This is a genomic window from Candidatus Methanarcanum hacksteinii (assembly GCF_964305265.1).
GTDB classification, from domain to species: Archaea; Thermoplasmatota; Thermoplasmata; order Methanomassiliicoccales; family Methanomethylophilaceae; genus Methanarcanum; species Methanarcanum hacksteinii.
The window spans coordinates 141,719-160,035 of sequence record NZ_CAYATA010000003.1; the positions used below are offsets into that span (position 1 = coordinate 141,719).

At 47.0% G+C, this 18,317-nt stretch carries 19 protein-coding genes; 10 read left to right on the top strand and 9 right to left on the bottom strand.

All coding sequences use genetic code 11. From position 1 onward, the window contains the following. Positions 1–18: 18 nt before the first annotated feature. Genes ACI2NF_RS05445 through argC form a run of 4 tightly spaced genes read right to left on the bottom strand, consistent with a single transcriptional unit; the run spans position 19 to position 4,250 of the window. Complete coding sequence (locus ACI2NF_RS05445; protein ID WP_400211195.1) at positions 19–1,188, bottom strand: aspartate aminotransferase family protein; 1,170 nt, start codon at positions 1,186–1,188, stop codon at positions 19–21. Positions 1,189–1,192: 4 nt separating this feature from the next. Continuing rightward, positions 1,193–1,996 carry an acetylglutamate kinase gene (gene argB, locus ACI2NF_RS05450; RefSeq protein WP_400211196.1) on the bottom strand — a complete coding sequence of 268 codons (804 nt, stop codon included), beginning with the start codon at positions 1,994–1,996 and terminating at the stop codon, positions 1,193–1,195. Positions 1,997–2,010: 14 nt separating this feature from the next. Then, entirely contained in the window at positions 2,011–3,243 is a 1,233-nt protein-coding gene (gene argJ / locus ACI2NF_RS05455) for a bifunctional ornithine acetyltransferase/N-acetylglutamate synthase (protein WP_400149359.1), read from the bottom strand. Next, on the bottom strand, positions 3,240–4,250 hold the full coding sequence (argC, locus tag ACI2NF_RS05460; protein ID WP_400211197.1) for an N-acetyl-gamma-glutamyl-phosphate reductase: 1,011 nt from the start codon (positions 4,248–4,250) through the stop codon (positions 3,240–3,242). The genes argJ and argC overlap by 4 nt, the downstream gene beginning before the upstream one ends. Positions 4,251–4,512: 262 nt before the next feature. Here argC and ACI2NF_RS05465 point away from each other — a divergent pair, with 262 nt between their 5' ends. From ACI2NF_RS05465 to ACI2NF_RS05475, 3 genes are read left to right on the top strand one after another with little or no spacing between them, the layout of a single operon-like run. Further along, positions 4,513–5,739 carry an argininosuccinate synthase gene (locus tag ACI2NF_RS05465; RefSeq protein ID WP_400146446.1) on the top strand — a complete coding sequence of 409 codons (1,227 nt, stop codon included), beginning with the start codon at positions 4,513–4,515 and terminating at the stop codon, positions 5,737–5,739. Between the two features lie 4 nt (positions 5,740–5,743). Next, entirely contained in the window at positions 5,744–7,189 is a 1,446-nt protein-coding gene (gene argH, locus ACI2NF_RS05470) for an argininosuccinate lyase (RefSeq protein WP_400211198.1), read from the top strand. Between the two features lie 58 nt (positions 7,190–7,247). Then, complete coding sequence (locus tag ACI2NF_RS05475) at positions 7,248–7,571, top strand: hypothetical protein (protein ID WP_177971111.1); 324 nt, start codon at positions 7,248–7,250, stop codon at positions 7,569–7,571. Here ACI2NF_RS05475 and ACI2NF_RS05480 read toward each other — a convergent pair whose 3' ends face one another. Continuing rightward, positions 7,572–7,943: a hypothetical protein gene (locus ACI2NF_RS05480; RefSeq protein ID WP_400146438.1), complete on the bottom strand. Its 372-nt coding sequence runs from the start codon at positions 7,941–7,943 to the stop codon at positions 7,572–7,574. A gap of 122 nt (positions 7,944–8,065) precedes the next feature. On the opposite strand from ACI2NF_RS05480, the gene thiD reads away from it, so the two are divergent. Continuing rightward, entirely contained in the window at positions 8,066–9,361 is a 1,296-nt protein-coding gene (gene thiD, locus ACI2NF_RS05485; protein WP_400151309.1) for a bifunctional hydroxymethylpyrimidine kinase/phosphomethylpyrimidine kinase, read from the top strand. Between the two features lie 98 nt (positions 9,362–9,459). Here thiD and ACI2NF_RS05490 read toward each other — a convergent pair whose 3' ends face one another. Together ACI2NF_RS05490 and thrS are read right to left on the bottom strand one after the other, a co-directional pair. Further along, positions 9,460–10,488: a hypothetical protein gene (locus tag ACI2NF_RS05490; RefSeq protein ID WP_400211199.1), complete on the bottom strand. Its 1,029-nt coding sequence runs from the start codon at positions 10,486–10,488 to the stop codon at positions 9,460–9,462. Positions 10,489–10,608: 120 nt separating this feature from the next. Further along, positions 10,609–12,363, bottom strand: coding sequence for a threonine--tRNA ligase (thrS, locus tag ACI2NF_RS05495; RefSeq protein WP_400211200.1), 1,755 nt, complete (start codon positions 12,361–12,363; stop codon positions 10,609–10,611). A gap of 158 nt (positions 12,364–12,521) precedes the next feature. On the opposite strand from thrS, the gene thiM reads away from it, so the two are divergent. The 3 genes from thiM to ACI2NF_RS05510 are packed head-to-tail and all read left to right on the top strand — an operon-like array spanning position 12,522 to position 14,738. Then, on the top strand, positions 12,522–13,307 hold the full coding sequence (gene thiM / locus ACI2NF_RS05500) for a hydroxyethylthiazole kinase (protein ID WP_400146430.1): 786 nt from the start codon (positions 12,522–12,524) through the stop codon (positions 13,305–13,307). Then, a complete protein-coding gene (thiE, locus tag ACI2NF_RS05505) occupies positions 13,304–13,960 on the top strand; it encodes a thiamine phosphate synthase (RefSeq protein WP_400146429.1) in 657 nt (218 codons plus the stop codon). The genes thiM and thiE overlap by 4 nt, the downstream gene beginning before the upstream one ends. Positions 13,961–13,991: 31 nt before the next feature. After that, positions 13,992–14,738, top strand: a complete 747-nt coding sequence (locus ACI2NF_RS05510; protein ID WP_400146427.1) for a hypothetical protein — start codon at positions 13,992–13,994, stop codon at positions 14,736–14,738. A gap of 6 nt (positions 14,739–14,744) precedes the next feature. Here the strand turns inward: ACI2NF_RS05510 and pth2 are convergent, their stop codons facing one another. Next, positions 14,745–15,128 carry a peptidyl-tRNA hydrolase Pth2 gene (gene pth2, locus ACI2NF_RS05515; RefSeq protein ID WP_400146425.1) on the bottom strand — a complete coding sequence of 128 codons (384 nt, stop codon included), beginning with the start codon at positions 15,126–15,128 and terminating at the stop codon, positions 14,745–14,747. A 115-nt stretch (positions 15,129–15,243) separates the two neighbouring features. Here pth2 and ACI2NF_RS05520 point away from each other — a divergent pair, with 115 nt between their 5' ends. The 3 genes from ACI2NF_RS05520 to tgtA all read left to right on the top strand — a co-directional run bounded on the left by ACI2NF_RS05520 (position 15,244) and on the right by tgtA (position 18,102). Then, positions 15,244–15,579: a hypothetical protein gene (locus tag ACI2NF_RS05520; protein ID WP_400146423.1), complete on the top strand. Its 336-nt coding sequence runs from the start codon at positions 15,244–15,246 to the stop codon at positions 15,577–15,579. Positions 15,580–15,660: 81 nt separating this feature from the next. Next, a complete protein-coding gene (locus ACI2NF_RS05525; protein ID WP_400211201.1) occupies positions 15,661–16,071 on the top strand; it encodes a hypothetical protein in 411 nt (136 codons plus the stop codon). A 105-nt stretch (positions 16,072–16,176) separates the two neighbouring features. Then, a complete protein-coding gene (gene tgtA, locus ACI2NF_RS05530; RefSeq protein WP_400211202.1) occupies positions 16,177–18,102 on the top strand; it encodes a tRNA guanosine(15) transglycosylase TgtA in 1,926 nt (641 codons plus the stop codon). Here tgtA and ACI2NF_RS05535 read toward each other — a convergent pair. Beyond that, complete coding sequence (locus tag ACI2NF_RS05535; protein WP_400146417.1) at positions 18,049–18,309, bottom strand: KEOPS complex subunit Pcc1; 261 nt, start codon at positions 18,307–18,309, stop codon at positions 18,049–18,051. The two genes, tgtA and ACI2NF_RS05535, sit on opposite strands and share 54 nt — an antisense overlap. Positions 18,310–18,317 lie beyond the last annotated feature (8 nt).

Here is an 18,317-nt window from a genome sequence, read left to right on the forward strand (position 1 = left end):
AAATGAGACAATAATGTCTCAATTCAAAAATCTATCAAGTGTTTCGACGAATATGTCTGCATCAGATGTTTTCATTATGAGCGGCGGTATTAGACGGACCGTGTTCCCATGGCATACGTTGATCAATATGCCGTTGTCACGACAGTACTTCTGGAAATCGGATGCCTTGCTTCTCATCTCGATACCGATCATCAGACCATATCCGCGTACATCGACTATCTCATCGGAATCGATCTTAGATACTCTGTCCTTCAGATACTTCCCGACGTCATGCGAGTTCTGAACGAGATCCTCCTCCTTCATCACGTCGATCGTTGCCGATACCGCCGTACAGACAAGCGGTGTCCCTCCGAACGTCGTACCATGTGTTCCCGGCGTCATTACGGATGAAATTTCATCAGTGGTGACGACTGCACCTACCGGCACTCCACCACCTAATGCTTTCGCCAATGAAATGATATCTGGTATTACATTGAAGTTATCGATACCTAACCATCTTCCTGTACGCCCCATGCCGGTCTGAACCTCATCGACGATCATCAGTGCACCTCTGTCGGTACAGACATCACGTACGGTCTTGAAGAATTCAGCTGATGCCGTTCTCACACCGCCCTCCCCTTGGATAGGCTCCACGATCACTGCAGCTGTGTCCTTGTCGACCATGGATTTGACTGATTCGAATGAATCATAATCAAAATAATCGAAACAATCAGAGATCAGTGTTTGGAATGTATCCTGATATTTCGTCTGACCTGTCGCACCCAATGCGCCTGCCGTACGTCCATGGAATGAATTCAATGCGGACAGTATCTTCCTCTTACCTGTGTAACGAACAGCGACCTTCATCGAGCCCTCGTTCGCCTCAGCACCACTGTTGACGAATAAGGTATGATCCAATCCTTTCGGTGTGATGGATGCGATAGCCTCTGCAGCATCTGCCTGTTCCTTCACCTGATAGAGGTTGGATACATGAACGAGTTCTGAAGCTTTCTTTTGGATCGCATTGACCCATTTTGGATGTGAATATCCGATGGAATTCACAGCGATTCCCGCAACAAGGTCGAGATACTTCCTGCCATCGAGATCGTAGAGATACATCCCCTCTCCGTGATCGAAACAGAGGTCGATACGACCATAGTTCTGAAATAGATACTTTGAACCTTTCTCTTTCACTTCGTCAATCTTCATCCCTTCACCCTCTTCTTATGATCGTTCCTTCTTTTGAACCAGATGTTATGTCCGAGATGATGATCCTGTCATCCTTCCCGTTCATCATACGTACCTTTTCGACACCGGCGCCCAATGCCTCACGGCATGCTTCTACCTTCGGTATCATGCCGCCGGATATGATCCCTTTTCTGATCAGTTCATCAACTTCAATGAGTGTCATCTCATCTATCTTCGATGATGGATCCTTGACATCCATCAGAACACCTGGAACATCAGTTATCTGCACCATCTCGTCGCATCTCAATGCGGATGCGACACCTGATGCCATGGAATCCGCATTGATATTCAGATGATCGCCGTTCTCGTCCGCACCTATCGGATATATCACAGGAGTTATCCCATTATCAAATAGTCCCTCTATAGCATCGATATCGACTGAAGATACATCTCCGACATACATCAGATCGACAGCCGTTCCATCGACGATCGAAGGTTCTTTCCTCTTGCAGAGTGCGACGACATATCCGGGAACACCTAATGCCTTCACACCGGATCTCTTCAATGAACGTACAAGACTTCCGTTGATCGAGGACAACGTCCCTTCCACGACATCCAATGTATCCTTGTCGGTCACTCTGAGCCCGTTCACCTTCTTTGGCTGTATGCCCTTCATCTCCAATGCCTTGTTTATCTCAGGGCCTCCGCCATGTACGATGATAACTCTTGTACCTGAGTCGATCATCGTCGACACTGCATCACAGAAACGTCTTCTGTCCTTTGCATCACTTAGTGCATTGCCTCCGATCTTGAAAAGAAATGTTGACATCTTCGACACCCTGTTCATGTTGAATACTCTGCATTGATACGGACGTAATCATATGTGAGGTCGCATCCCCATCCTGTCGCTGAATGATCCCCTACTGCAAGATTGAGAATGATCTTCACCTCTTTGTTATCCATCGCCATCCTGACGACTTCGACAGAACGTTCCTCTTGGAAGACAGGGGAACCACCTTCGAGGATAGGTACTTCCATCTCTCCCCCTTTTATTATCAGACGACATCTCTCTATGTCGAACTTCGCACCGCTCTCACCCAATGCCATCATTATACGTCCATAGTTGGGATCAGAACCGAATATCGCCGTTTTGACCAATGGGGAGTTGATGATCGCTTTCACGACAACTCTTGCATCCTCTTTCGATTCTGCACCATTGACCTGAACTTCGATCAATTTACTCGCTCCCTCACCATCCATTGCAATGGAACGGGCGATACGTTTCATGACGAATTGCAATGCAGATATGAATTCAGGATCCTCATCTGCATATGCTCCTCCAGAGAGTCCATTGGCAAGGAATATGCATGTGTCGTTGGTCGATTGATCACCATCCACGGAGACCATATTCATCGTATCATCCAATATCTCCTGCCATTTCTCACGGAATCCGAGAGAGACATTAGCATCGGTCGTCACAAGACTCAATGTCGTTCCATGGAGTACCTTGAGATGAGGTTCTATCATCCCGCTCCCTTTGGAGACTGCGCCTATGTATGCCAAGGTACCATCGGAGAGACGTACGCGAACGGCACATTCCTTTTTCACGGTATCCGTCGTCATTATCGCTTCAGCAAGACGGTCATCGGCTTCACGACCGACATCCAATTGTTTCGCGGCCTTATTGATCCCATATTTGATCTTGTGCATGTCCATGAAACGTCCGATGAGGCCAGTGGACATCACACCCACCTCTTTCGGATCGAGATTCAGCTCTGCGGCGACCGATTCCTTCATGGTGATCGCATCCTCGATCCCTCTGTGGCCGGTCAATGCATTCGCATTACCGCTGTTCACGACGACAGCAGAAAGTTTCGGTGAATTCTCTGCCATCATCACCTGTACGGGTGCAGCTTTCACATTGTTGCTCGTGTAACCTACACATGCTGTCGCAGGGACATCGGAGTACAGGAGGCCGAGATCCAATGAACGATACTTCACACCACTGTGCACTCCTGCTGCTTTGAATCCATGTGGTGTAGTTACACCACCATCGATTATCTCGACCGTGTTCACACCCCCAAACCAGGCATGTCAAGACCTACGGATTCCTTCAATCCCAACATGAGATTCATACATTGGACCGCTTGTCCGGATGCGCCTTTGACAAGATTGTCTATCGCTCCGAATGCAACTACCTTCTTCTTTATCGTCTTGACACCTATCTGTACGTGATTGGATGCCACTACGGAACGTATGGATGCATCATCGACAACATGCACGAATCTCTCGTCAGCATATTGTTTCTCATAGATGCCTCTAACATCATCTTCATTCAGATCATCCTTCAATCTCATGTAACATGAAGAAAGTATTCCACGGACGATCGGTACAAGATTAGGTACGAAGAGGATATCGGAATCCTTGCCAGAGAACATCTTCAATGCCATCTCTATCTCAGGAGTGTGACGATGCGAACCTATGCTGTATGGGATCACGGATTCTCCGCAGAATGGATGGTGCGTACGGGAGGACGGTACCATACCGGCACCTGAGGTGCCGCTCTTCGCATCGACATCGATATCATCCTCCACTGAACCAGATGCGACCAAGGGGGCACAGGCGAGTATCGTCGCTGTCGCATAACAACCAGGGTTCGCTACAAGATCGGCATTCGTAATGTCCTTACGGAACAATTCAGGGAGGCCGTATACAGCTTTCTCAAGATTGTCTAGATCGGTATGTTCATGTCCATACCACTTCTCGTAAACATCAACATCGTGTAAGCGATAATCCCCGGAGAGATCGATACATTTCATGCCCTTCTCGAGATATTTCGGTACCTCGTTCATCGCGACACCATGGGGCGTAGCAACAAAGACAAGGTCCGCACTATCGGATATCGTTTCTGAGAACGTCAGATCCGTATATCCTTTAAGGAAAGGATGTATGTCCGAGACCTTCTTCCCATCATTCTGACGTGACGTCATAGAGACTATCTCTACATCAGGATGCACACAGAGTATACGGGCCAATTCTCCCCCTGTATAGCCTGTCCCTCCAATTATCCCTACTTTGAACATGAAATACACCTGATTACTGCTATCAACAACCAACCTATAAAGATAATGTTTCATTTAAGACACAAATTGTATAAAATACACATAGTATGTTTTCATACAGACAATGTAATCCGACATCAAACGAGAAAATGAATGTTTTGTATCCAATAAATGTTGATTAAAACTGTTTTAATTCATATCATCATGATATTTTTAAACAATAAATGTTTTATTTCAGTCAAATACATTTAAATCTAAAACTAGGATACCAAGAAATGATAACATGGTCGCATGTAATTGTGGTACGGCTGATAATAAGAGGGAGAAGATAGTTCTCGCATATTCTGGTGGCTTGGATACATCCGTTGCAATCAGATGGCTACAAGACAAATACAATCTCGATGTGATCGCAGTTGCGATCAATGTTGGTCAACCACCGAGCAGCGACGATATCGTTGCACGTGCTCTGAGGAACGGTGCTATCAAGGCAGAGTTCATCGATGCTAAGAAAGAATTCGTTGAGGACTACATTTGGCCTACACTCAAAGGCAATGCGATGTATCAGGATGTGTATCCCCTCAGCACAGCGACTGCAAGACCCCTCATCGTGAAGAAATTGGTCGAGGTCGCACAGAAGGAAGGCGCCAAATATATCGCACACGGCTGTACAGCGAAAGGAAACGATCAGGTCCGTTTCGATGTCGGTATCGTATCACTCGACCCTGACATGAAGATCATCGGCCCCATGAGAGAGTGGGTGATGACACGTGAGGAAGAGATCGATTACGCCAAGGAGAACGGTGTAGAGATCATCGTGAAGAAGGAGAATCCATTCTCCGTCGATGAGAACCTTTGGGGAAGAAGCTGTGAATGCGGTATCATCGAAGACGCATGGGCAGAGCCTCCTGAGGAGGCATGGGGATGGACCACAAATCCCAAGAATGCACCCGATGAGGCGGAATACGTCGAGATCGAATTCGAAAAAGGAGTGCCTGTAGCTGTCAACGGCAAGAAGATGGAAGGCGTAAAGATCATAGAGGAACTCAATGCCATTGCATGCAAGAACGGTGTCGGTCGTATCGATCACGTAGAGGATCGTCTTGTGGGAATCAAGAGCAGAGAGACATACGAATGTCCCGCTGCAACGGTACTCATCAAAGCCCACAGAGGTCTTGAGTTCCTTACACTCCAGAAGGATGTCCTCGAATACAAGAGAGGCGTTGAGCAGAGGTATTCTGAGATAATCTACAACGGTCTTTGGTACGGTGTCCTCAGGGAATCGCTTCAGGCATTCATCGAGAAGACACAGGAATTCGTCACAGGCGTCGTACGTCTCAAACTCTACAAGGGCAGCGTCATGGTCGTAGGTCGCAAATCAGAATACTCGCTCTATGACGAAGGACTCGCAACATACGCCAAAGGTGATGAGTTCAACCACGAATCCGCACTTGGATTCATCTATTGCTGGGGACTCCCGAACAAAACGACATCAAGAGCACACAAGAAGTGATATCATGTCCCAACAGGCACTATGGTCCGGAAGATTCGAAGATAAGATGGATGATTCCACATTGAGTTTCACATCCTCTTTGGATGTCGATGTCATGCTCTCGTTCTATGATGTCATGGGATCGTTAGCACATGTGAGAATGCTCAAAAAATGTGAGATAATACCATCCGATGATGCTGATAGGATCATCGAGGGTCTCAAGACCATAGCTGCCGAGATGGAGAACGGCAAATTCAAGATGGATGAATCTTTGGAGGATATCCATACGAATGTAGAGTTCAGACTCACTGACATGATTGGACCTGCCGGCGGAAAACTTCATACAGGAAGGAGTAGGAACGATCAGGTGGCCACGGACTTCAGGATGTATCTCAGGGATATGACCCTCGAGACCGTGAAGAACATCGACTTGTTGATCGATTCGCTCATCACCATCACCAAGGACAACGGAGATACTGTGATGCCGGGATTCACGCACATGCAGCACGCACAGCCCGTCACATTGGCTCAACATATGCTTGCTCACGCGTTCAAACTCTCACGCGATGCACAACGTTTCCTCGATGCCTTCGAGAGACTCAACCTCTGCCCCCTTGGTTCAGCTGCCCTTGCGGGTACGACATATCCCATCGACAGAGAGATGACCGCCAGATCACTTGGGTTCAAAGGACCTACGTTCAATTCTATGGATTCCGTCAGTGACAGGGATTTCGTAACAGAATTGGCATTCTGTGCATCGTTGACATCGATCCACCTATCCTCCATGTCAGAGGAATTGGTCCTGTGGTCATCACAGGAATTCGGATTCATAGAGATGGCCGATAAGTACACTACAGGCTCATCGATAATGCCTCAGAAGAAGAACCCGGATATCGCAGAACTGATAAGAGGAAGGTCTGGTGCGATAAACGGTAGCCTTATCACAATGCTCATGATGATCAAAGGACTCCCACTGTCCTACAACAGAGATTTACAAGAGGACAAGAAGCCTGTCATGGAATCCCTTGATTCATTGAATTCGTGTCTCACGATGATGTCCAAAGTCATCTCCACGATGAAGGTGAGATCGGACGTCATGCTTTCCAAAGTGACCTCTGGATTCATCAACGCCACGGATCTTGCAGATTATCTTGTTACAAAAGGTGTTCCATTCAGGGAGGCGCATGGTATCGTAGGCGCTTCAGTGAGATACTGTATCGATAACGGAAAGAAATTGGATGACCTTTCAGTCGAAGAATTCAACAAGTTCTCTCCCCTTATCACTGATGACGTCTATCAGTTCATCGATGTGAGGAATTGCGTCGAGAGAAGATCGTCATTCGGAGGAACATCCTCTGCATCTACCGATTATCAGCTCATGATCGCCATACAGGAATACATGGCGAGAGAGGATATCGTCAGACAAGAATCCGATCTGATCGAAAGCTGTTGGGATGAGCTTCTTAACTGAATCATCAATCGGTGACCTCCCCCACTTTCGTTTATATATCGTTCGACGAATCGTAATTATGGCGATACGGATGGGAACGATGTATGAGCTAAACAGAAGCAGAATCGTCGAGATCGAGAATGAGAAGGAAGCGAAGAAAGAACGTTGCAGGATGGTCTGCATATCATCTGCGATAGTGTTCTTGCTCTTCCTAGCTATATTGAACACCGATCTTTTCAGTCAGATGAATGTATTGAACAAATGTTCTTTGTTGACAGGATTATTGATGATCTCACTGTCAGCCTATCTGATATCAAAGGAACAATACAGATCAGATATTGTTAGAACGTTGATGTGCACAGGAGTCGCCCTGTTCATTTCGTCGATGTTCGTACTGATGTAATCAGTCTATCTCGTCATCTCCTCTCGACGTCTCGAATTTGATATTCGTTGTCGAAAGGATGTCTGCGATCCTATCGCCGACGCGCTTGACATCATTGGGTTTCGCAACCAAGGAAATGAGATAGAACTCCATGGTGCCTATGGGGAAGATGAGTCTGTACTTACCTTTCCTGTTATATCCCTCTGGTTTGCGATTCTGTTCTAGATCAAACATATTCAACTCGATGAACATCTCTCTGCTCTCTTCATCCTCGTCGTTCTGGAAGTGATCGTTCTCTGCAAGGATCGTCTTAAGGATGTCTGGAAAAACAGGCACCAAATCCTTGTATTCGGCCTTTCCTTTGAGAATGAAGTGATAGCTGTGAGATTTCATCAATCGCCCTATGATTCAGCCCGTATTTATCTATTCGGCTTGTGATGAGGAATAAGCACACCATTGTGGCCAGCGACAGGCCATTCATATCCTTTATATAAGGATGTATTATAAGCTCACATATGAGATGTGCACTTACGATTGCAGGTTCAGACTCAATAGGCGGTGCCGGTATTGAAGCAGACATCAAGGCCATGGGGTCGATAGGCATCCATGCCTGTGCTGTTATCACAGCAGTGACTGCACAGAACACGACGGCCGTCGATCGCATCTATCCTATGCCTGTAGACATGGTCATAGATCAGCTCGAATCTGTATTGAAGGATGTGGACATCAAAGCGATAAAGACAGGTATGCTTTATGATTCGGAAATCGTCGAGGCTGTTGCTGATGTTCTCGAGGACCACGACATGCCTCTCATCATAGATCCCGTCATGGTCGCAGGAGTAGGAGATTCACTCGCGACCAATGATCTTGGAAGAAGCATCAAAAGGAAACTCATGCCACTCTGTGAACTCATCACACCCAACAGGCATGAGGCAGAGGTTCTCGCCAAGATGCCGATAAGGACAGAGGATGATGCTACTTTGGCTTGTGAACTCATTGGTAAGGAAGGTTCATCTGTCCTACTCAAAGGTGGGCACATGACGGGAAAGAACGTTGTTGATTACTTCTACCTGTCATCAGAGATCACAAGGATGGAATACCCTCGTTTAGAGAGAGCAGGCCATGGAGGGGGATGTACATTATCATCATACATCACAGCCCATATGGCCAAAGGACTCGATATCGTGAATTCTGTCATCAAATCGAGGGAATTGATCCAAGAATCAATCGCATCCATGTATGTCATAGGGAAGGGCGACAAGATCGTTAATCCTTTGGTGAAGATGCATGATGATTCCGTTAGATTCCGTATACTTGATGAGATAGATGGTCTTGCTGATAAGGTCGTAAACATGATTCCGCAGGATTGGGTTCCAACATCTGGTCTGAACATCGCATATTCCATGCCTAATGCAGCAGGCCCCGAGGATATCGCCGCGATAGACAACAGGATCGTTTTCAAGAACGGAAGCCTTAGAAAATCAGGGAAGGCCAAATACGGTTCAGCGGAACATGCATCGTACATGTTGCTCTCCGTAATGAAATATGATCCTGAAATGAGAGCGACGATCAATTTTGAATACACCGAGGAACTCTATGATGTCATGGAAGAGGTCGGTTTGAAGATCGTTGCTTTGGATCGCAAGAAATACAAGGACCTTCGCCTCGGTGAGATCACGGATGCGACGATAAGAGAGATCGGATACATACCCGATGTTTTCATCGACAGGGAATCAGGAAAGAAGAATTACCTCAGATTGTTAGGTAAGAGTCCGAAGGACCTGTATGATAAACTCGAACTCTTCGTTTGAGTGTTCATCGATAATATCAATGTAAGTCAATTCTCTTGCATCGATCGAAATGGAATAAAAGGATTACAGGGGATCTACCCCCGTATAATCTGTTTTAATCACTCGTACTTCACAATCGTGATCGTGAAGTAGAGATCTTCGCCTGTCTTCTCGTCAGTTGTCTTGTACTTCATTGACTCGGGGTAGACGTAGATTGCGTTGTTATTGTCCACAATGACCTTAACGAAATCCCTCTTGGTATCCTTCTTGAGTTCGTATGTGATCTTTACAACTCCATCCTTGACTGAATCGACCTTGATGGAGACATCTTCGCTCATGATGTAGGTATTACCCTCTTCAGGCATGTAGTTCACTGCCACGGTACCATCCGTCATCGTGGAGATGACTGCAGGGAAACCGAAAGGCGAGTATTTCGCTTCGTCCTTCTCTTTAATCTCTGTGTGCGCGTTCAAGTACATGAGGCCGCTGTTAGCACTAGGTGCATCGAAACCGAAGAGTGACTTGAATTCATCAGCTGTGAGGACATCTGCCATCTTGATGTTCGCCATGTTGGTGAAATCATACAGCTGTGCTTCGCCGTATCCATTGGGAATACAGACCTTGACAACATCACCAGGAACGTGACCGATCAATGCTTCCTCGAACGCCTTCAAGTACTTGCCCTTGCCGATCTCGACATTGAGTTGCTTGTACGCAGGATTGTATTCGTAGCTCTTCATTACGTCCGAATCCTTCAAGCTCGAAAGGGATGTGTCGAAGACGATTGCACCGTTCTTGAGATTGTCCTTGTCATAGAATTCCTGGTAACAGCCGATGTAGTCCACAACGACCTTGTCACCGTATTCAATCGGCGGGTCAGAGTGGTCTGCGATAGCGATATCAAAGACTGTGTTACAAATGACGATCATACATGCAATTGCGAGGACTATTGCACTGACGTGGAGAATCGGATCGCGGTCCTTCTTCTTGATGAGGCCCATCCTTAGATTCTTTTTCCCGTCCTCAGATCTCTTATCCTTGTCGGATCTGACGTCCTCGTTAATGGAAGCTGTATCGAGCGAACCCTCATCCAAGGGCAAATCGTTGATGACCTCCATCTCCTTCGACTTCTTCGATTTGTCGGACATAATAACTGTCGCGGACTATGACAGGACTTTATATAAAGATAATGCCCGCACAAGTATAATGCGCGCGTGTTAAAAAAGAAAGAGAGTCGGGCCAATGCATAAGCATCGACCCGATCCAATTCATCCTTTGGATGATATCTCGTTGAGTACGTTCGTTATGAACTCATCGGTCTTGACAGAACCGAGATCCCCTTTGTCCCTGCTCCTGACAGCAACGACCGTACCGTCATCACTCTCCTTCTCACCGAGAACGAGCATGTACGGGACCTTCTCCAACTGAGCTTCACGGATCTTGTATCCAATCTTCTCATCCCTGTTGTCGACCTCGCATCTGATGCCTTTCGTCTTAAGTTCAGCGAGTATCTGGTTCGCATACGGACGTGATTTCTCCGAGACTGAAAGTACCTTGACCTGAACAGGTGCCAGCCATGCAGGGAATTTACCTGCGTAATGCTCGATCAATATGCCGATGAACCTCTCAATGGAACCGAATACGACACGGTGTATCATGATAGGCCTGTGCTTCTCGCCATCCGTTCCTACGTAATGGATGTCGAATCTCTGAGGCATCTGGAAGTCGAGTTGAATCGTACCGCACTGCCATGTCCTCCCAAGCGAATCTTCAAGATGGAAATCGATCTTGGGGCCGTAGAACGCTCCGTCACCCTCATTGATGACATAGGGCAATCCCATCTCATCGAGTGCTTTCTTCAGACCTTCTGTGGCTGCTTCCCAATCCTCGTCCGAACCCATAGAGTCCTCAGGACGTGTGGATAATTCCACGTGATACTTGAATCCGAACAATGAATAGACCTCATCGATGAGTCTGACGACACCTTCGATCTCCTCAGTTATCTGATCCCTCGTCATGAAGATATGCGCATCATCCTGTGTGAAGCACCTCACACGCATCAATCCATGGAGCGTGCCTGAGCGCTCATGCCTGTGGACGGTACCGAGTTCTCCGATCCTGAGTGGGAGATCCTTGTATGAGTGCGGTTCACTCTTGTAGACCAATACTCCGCCTGGACAGTTCATCGGTTTGATGCAGAACTCCTCATCCTCGATCTTGGTCGTGTACATGTTGTCCTTATAGTGGTCCCAGTGGCCGGATTGTTCCCACAACTGCTTCCTCATGATGAGTGGTGTGGACACTTCCAGATAGTTCTCCCTCTGGTGTATCTGTCTCCAATAATCGACGAGCGTGTTCTTGAGGGTCATACCCTTCGGAAGGAAGAACGGGAATCCGGGACCTTCCTCGAGGAGCATGAAGAGGCCGAGTTCCTTCCCTAGTCTCCTGTGATCCCTCCTCTTCACCTCTTCCAACATCTTGAGATACTCTTCCAACTTCTCCTTGTCCTGGAATGCCGTACCGTAGATACGTGTGAGCATCTTGTTCTTCTCGCTTCCGCGCCAATATGCGCCTGCGATGGATGTCAGCTTGTATGCTTTGATAGCCTTCGTATACAACGCGTGCGGGCCTGCACATAGGTCGACGAACTCGCCCTGCTTGTAGAAACTGATGAGTGCATCCTCGGGAAGGTCCTCGATGAGCTCCACTTTGTAGATCTCACCCCTTCCTTTCATGTATTCGATGGCTTCCGACCTTGGAAGCGTGTATGTCTCGATCTTGAGGTTCTCTTTGATGATCTTCTTCATCTCTGCCTCGATCTTCTCGAGGTCGTCTGTTGTGAAACCTCCGTCTTTGTCGAAATCATAGTAGAATCCATCATCGATCGCTGGACCGATCGCGAGTTTCGTACCTGGGAAAAGTCTGAGGACGGCCTGTGCCAAAATATGGGATGCCGTGTGCCTCAGTACTGGTAGTTCATCTTCTGTTTCTCTGACGCTTCCGTCGTTGTACAATGCTTTCATTTAAAATCATCCCTTTACAAACGGGTTCTTAATCGACACTGTCAATCAATGACGTTGTATTAATATTATACATCCTAACATGAACCATCGAAAAGGACAATTTTGCAAGTATCGTTGAAATGCTCAGATTTATACAGATAATACATGATACTCAATGCATGATTACTACAGGCGGCATGCTGAAAAAAGTCAGAGAGATGAAACCCCTGGTCTGTCAGATAACCAACAATGTGACCATCAATGATTGTGCGAATGTGACATTATGCACAGGCGGTTCCCCTGTGATGAGCGATTCTATGGCTGACGCCATCGAGATGGTGGGTATGGCATCCGCCCTCGTCCTGAACATCGGTACGGTCAATGATGATACCTTAGGCATAATGATCTCTGCAGGTAAAATTGCCAATGAATGCAAGATACCTGTCATACTCGATCCGGTGGGAGTTGGCGCCACGGGATACAGATCGAGAGCCGCCGAAGGGATCCTAAAAGAAGTCAAGGTCGATGTCATCAAAGGCAATGCCGGTGAGATCGCATCACTCCTTGGTCACAAAGGAAAGGTAAGGGGTGTGGATTCTGATACTTCCTCCGAGGTTTCAGACTGTAGGAGATTGGCAAGGAAACTTGGGATTGTCGTAGGTATGTCAGGTGAAATCGATTACGTATCCGACGGAAAAACGACATATGCGCTCCATAACGGTAAGGATATGATGGACATGGTCTCCGGTACAGGATGCATGCTCTCATCCGTGATCGGATGTTTCGTGGGAGCCAATGGCGTATCCGCAGAATCGGTCGCCGCAGCGATATCGTCATTCACCGTCGCCGGTGAACTTGCTAACGATTCAAAAGGACCTGCATCTTATAAGATCAATCTCATGGATTCACTCTTCTCATTGGTTCCCGAATACCTGAATTCAAGACTGAAGGTAGAGGAGATATGAACTACGACCTGTACGTGGTCACCGACGATACACTATCGAATGGCCTATCGCATGTGGAGGTCGCACGCAGATCCTACGAGGGCGGTGCGGATATCGTACAGCTACGTGTGAAGGACAACGATCCGAGATTCCTGTCATGGGCGAAGGAGATCTCTGCGATTTCGAGATCGTATGGCAGATGTTTCATCGTCAATGATGATGTGGAGATCGCATTGGAATCCGGTGCCGATGGTGTGCATGTCGGCCAAGGCGATGAATCCCCATCATCGATAAGAGAGCGCGTACCCGAGGATTTCATCATCGGTGTTTCCGTCGGCAATGTAGAAGAAGCCGTGAAGGCCGAGAAGGAAGGTGCGACATATGTCGCACTCAGTCCTATCTTTGACACGAAATCCAAGGATGATGCAGGACACGGCCATGGATTGAAGATGATGAGGTCGATATCCGAATCCGTATCGATCCCTGCCATCGCTATCGGCGGGATAAACAAGGATAATGTCGAACCCATAATCATGAACGGTGCAGAGGGCATTGCGGTCATCTCTGCCGTCGTGTCGCAACAAGATATCCCCAAAGCAGCGAAAGAACTGAGGAAGATCATCTCTGATGCAAAGATGTGCAGAGATGGTCCTGCCTCACACACGACTCATTAGGATTATATCACTGTAACAAATCACCGCGACCATGTCTGATGATTCAAAGAAACTATTCGAGTCCGGCCTTGAGACGTTGTACAAATGCGATGTCGCAGGCGCAATCATGAATTGGAACAAGGCCTTCGAGATAGCTGAACTTCCGATAGAGGATTGCGACAAGATCGTTTCTGAACTCACAGATTTCTATTTCGAATGTATCGAAGGCGGACTAAACGGATTCTCTACAGAAGGTCTCGAGGAATTGTCAAAGCACATGCTGAAGGCCAAGGATATAGACCTACCGATGGACATAATAAGAGTGATATCAGAGAGATCCACCTCATTCAGGGATTCGGAATCACTCATCAACTACACACTTGGGGTCAATAGGATCTCATACTGTTCACTGATCAACACTGACTATTGTCCCGATCTTCAGAACAAATGCGAAGCATTGATGAATACGATGTCCGACATTTGTTCGATATCCAAGGTATTGAACGAACCGATTGAGGTCAAGACGATCCTTTGGAAGGTTGCGGACGAATACAGGACACAGTACATAGAGCTCCTTGGCGAATTGACAGTAGCATCAGGATGCATGGACGAATCCGAATTGATCAAGAGATCCAAATCGATGGATGATAGACGCGAAGGTTCATCGTTCGCACTGAAATGCGCATATTATGCTACCGAGGACCTGATAACATGCCCTCCTACCGATAGGCCGACGGTGGAAGATAGAAGGAAGATGCTCATCTCACAATTCGTCAACACATACCTCGACATCGTCTGATGATGATCAAAGCATGGATAACTCGCCGGTTATCTTGTCGAGGATCGCATCCGTGCTAGGCCCTATACCGATACATGTGACCGAACCAGGGGCGATCTCCGTCCTTCCAGCATCCGTGATTAATGAGTTGTTGATAGAATTGGCATCGACGATGGCTTTGATCTCATACAGCCTCTCCAAGGAATCCACCTTCAATACGACTTTCTTCTGACCTTCGGAATACCATTTATCGAAACCTCTGGGGTCCTTCTTCTTGGCAGCGAAGGCACAGTTCACAGCCGCATGAGCAGCTTGAGCCGCCAGTTTACCTTTCGACATCTTGAGATCGGATCTCATGACGATGACCATCTTGTATTCTTCATCAGTCTTCGATCTGAGAAATAAAGCCATACACATCAATCAGGAATGTTGTATAAAATCCTGTCCAGGTACGATGTCATTGAGTTATGGCCTATTGAGATAAGATAAGTTTGAATTACTCCGATACACATCAAGGTTCGATAACATGAGTTTTCTTGACAAAGCCATCAATAAGACCAAGCTTGTCGCAAAGAACGTCGACAGCAAACTCGGAGAGGGCGTTGATGTTTCCAAGACCAAGAGTAAGATAAACGATGAGAAATCCAAGATCGAGAAGAATCTCAAATTGATCGGAGAACTCTACTATGCCTTTGTCAAAGGCACCGATCCCGATGCTCAGACCAAGATCGATGAGGCCATTGCGAAGATCGATCAATCCAAAGTCGATATCGAGGAATATGAAAGGCTCATAGACGACATAAAGGTCAAAGGCAAGGAAGAAAGAGAGAATTTCAAGATCGAATCCGAGAATGAGGAATGAATTCTGAGCCCTTCGGAAGGGCTCACCCATTCCATTTTTTAAAACATAGTTATTTCAATCGATTACACAATAATCCTCAACATGGCAATGCTAGATATCGAATATAGGTATTCTGCTGAACCGCCGTCGGATTTGGATATCAGGCGTAAATCCGTCAAAGAGATGGAGAACTACATCAGAAGCCTTGTCCTCGAGATGCAGATGGCTGACATCTCTGTCGGTTTCAAGATGATCAAGAAAGATGATTTGGATAGGAATACGGTCCTGATCAATGGAAAGACCGTCAATCAGATCCTCGATGGTCTTCAACTCGTGATGCTTGAACCTGATGAGGATAGCTGTGAATGCAATTCCCCTTCGAAACCGATAACAAATATCGGACGTTCCGAGCTCGATTGGAACGATGAACACATCGAGGATATTTCCGATGTGTTGATGAAGAACGCCATAGCCAAGATGTATGCTGACATGGAAGCTGACAGAATAATGTGATATGAGGTATACCCTCATATCATCAAACTTATTATCTGGCACAATACTTTTGCAATAAAATGGCCACCGTCCTTATTTAATATAGGGTTTGTTTACTGTTCCTTAATGTTCGAAATAACCAAAAGGGACGGACTCGCCAGATTAGGTAAATTCGAAACCAAGTCAGGCATAGTCCTCGAAACACCGGCGCTATTACCTGTAGTGAACCCGAAGATATTCACAGTCACGCCCAAGGAACTCTATGAGGAGTTCGGATTCAGGGCACTCATCACAAATTCATACATCATAAAGAACAACCCTGCCCTCAAGGAGAAGGCACAAGCTGAAGGTCTTCACAAGATGCTAGATTTCCCCGGAGTGATCATGACGGACTCGGGAACATTCCAGAGTCATATGTACGGCGAAGTTGAGGTCACCAACGATGAGATGGTCGAATTCCAGAAAAGTATCGGCACCGATATCGGTACCGTCCTCGACATATTCACAGAACCGTTCTGGCCCAAAGAGGAGACCGCTGATTCGATCACGGAGACTCTCAAGAGGACACAGCACGCATGCGGCATCAAAGGAGATATGATGATCAATGGTGTCGTACAGGGATCGGTCTACCAAGACCTGAGAGAGGATTGTGCAAGGAAGATGGCGGATATGGATATCGATGTTCATCCTATCGGCGGAGTCGTTCCCCTGATGGAGCAGTACAGATACACTGAACTCGTCGACGTCATCATCTCTTCCAAGAAAGGATTGAACCCCAACCGCCCAGTGCATCTATTCGGCGCAGGACATCCGATGATCCTCGCATTCGCAACACTGCTCGGTTGCGATCTCTTCGATTCCGCATCATATGCGAAATTCGCAAGGGATGACAGATTCATGTTCATCGACGGAACATATCGTATCGCTGATATGCAATCCCTTGATTGTAACTGTCCTGCATGCAGAGGACACACTCTGGAAGAGATCAAGAAGATGGAGAAATCCAACAGAGAGAGGCTCATCGCACGTCACAACCTCTACCAGATAACGAGTGAACTCGCATTGGTGAAGAGATACCTCAAGGAAGGAAGGCTTTGGGACCTTGCTGAGATGAGATGCAGGGCACACCCCGAATTGCTCAACGGATTGAGAAGACTTAAGGAACATCAGGCATTCCTTGAGAGGACAGAGCCCATCAGCCGTGATGCGGCATTGTTCTACACAGGATCGGAATCGAGATCGAGGCCGATATTCCTCAGATACTACAGGAAACTCCTCGAGAATTATGTCCCTCCTACGAACAAGGCAGCGATTTTCGAGGATTCACCGAAACCATACAGCAGACATTATGTTTCCGATTTCAATAGAGTGAGGACGGCAGGATACACTCCGATCGTAAGATCTCCCTTCGGCCCAGTTCCCGCCGATCTCGATGAGGTATATCCTCTTGCACAATCCTTGTTCCCAGAGATATGGGATAGAGAGACTGAAGAGGATGTCGAGAGGATGATGGATGAATTCATCAAGAAGATGGGATTCATCGATGTCAGGGAACAGAAGGACATTGAGCCCGGAGAGATCGAGTACGATGCAGACCTGTTGAGAGCGAAAGCAACAGCTGCGTATCAATTCGGAAAAGAATCTGCGGATGCATTGTTCAAGGGAGAGATCGAACTCATCAAGAGCAGGAAGACCGGGAAGATAAGGAATATTATATCCGACGGAGAACACGTCCTTTCCCTCAGAGCTCCCGATGGACTCTATACTCTGAGGCCCGAAGGTGCGCAGAGACTTCTCAAGATATTGCCTTCACCGAAGATGAGATGCATCTCCATGGATGATGCGGTTCCCTTCGTATCCAACGGAAGGAACATGTTCTGTCAATTCGTAACAGACATGGATCCCGAGATCAGACCGATGGAAGAGATAATCATCGTCGATAAGGATGACAACTTCCTCGCTACGGGACGTGCGATCCTTACCTTCGATGAGTTGAAGTCATTCAAGAAAGGCATCGCCATCAAAGTCCGTAGCGGAAGCGACGATTCCTGATGCTTCCTCAGCGATCTTGATACAAACGAGAAGGTCGTCGGCAGTATTCCTCATACTGCCGGCATCCTTCGCTTTCATTTTGAATATTATCTCCTTTCCATTCAATTCGGATTCGACATATCCTCCATTATCAGGCTCCACGGCCCTCAATACGGATTCCGCAGTCCTCTCATCCTCATATCTCAATCTGAGTTCCAATTCCAACATCAGGATCA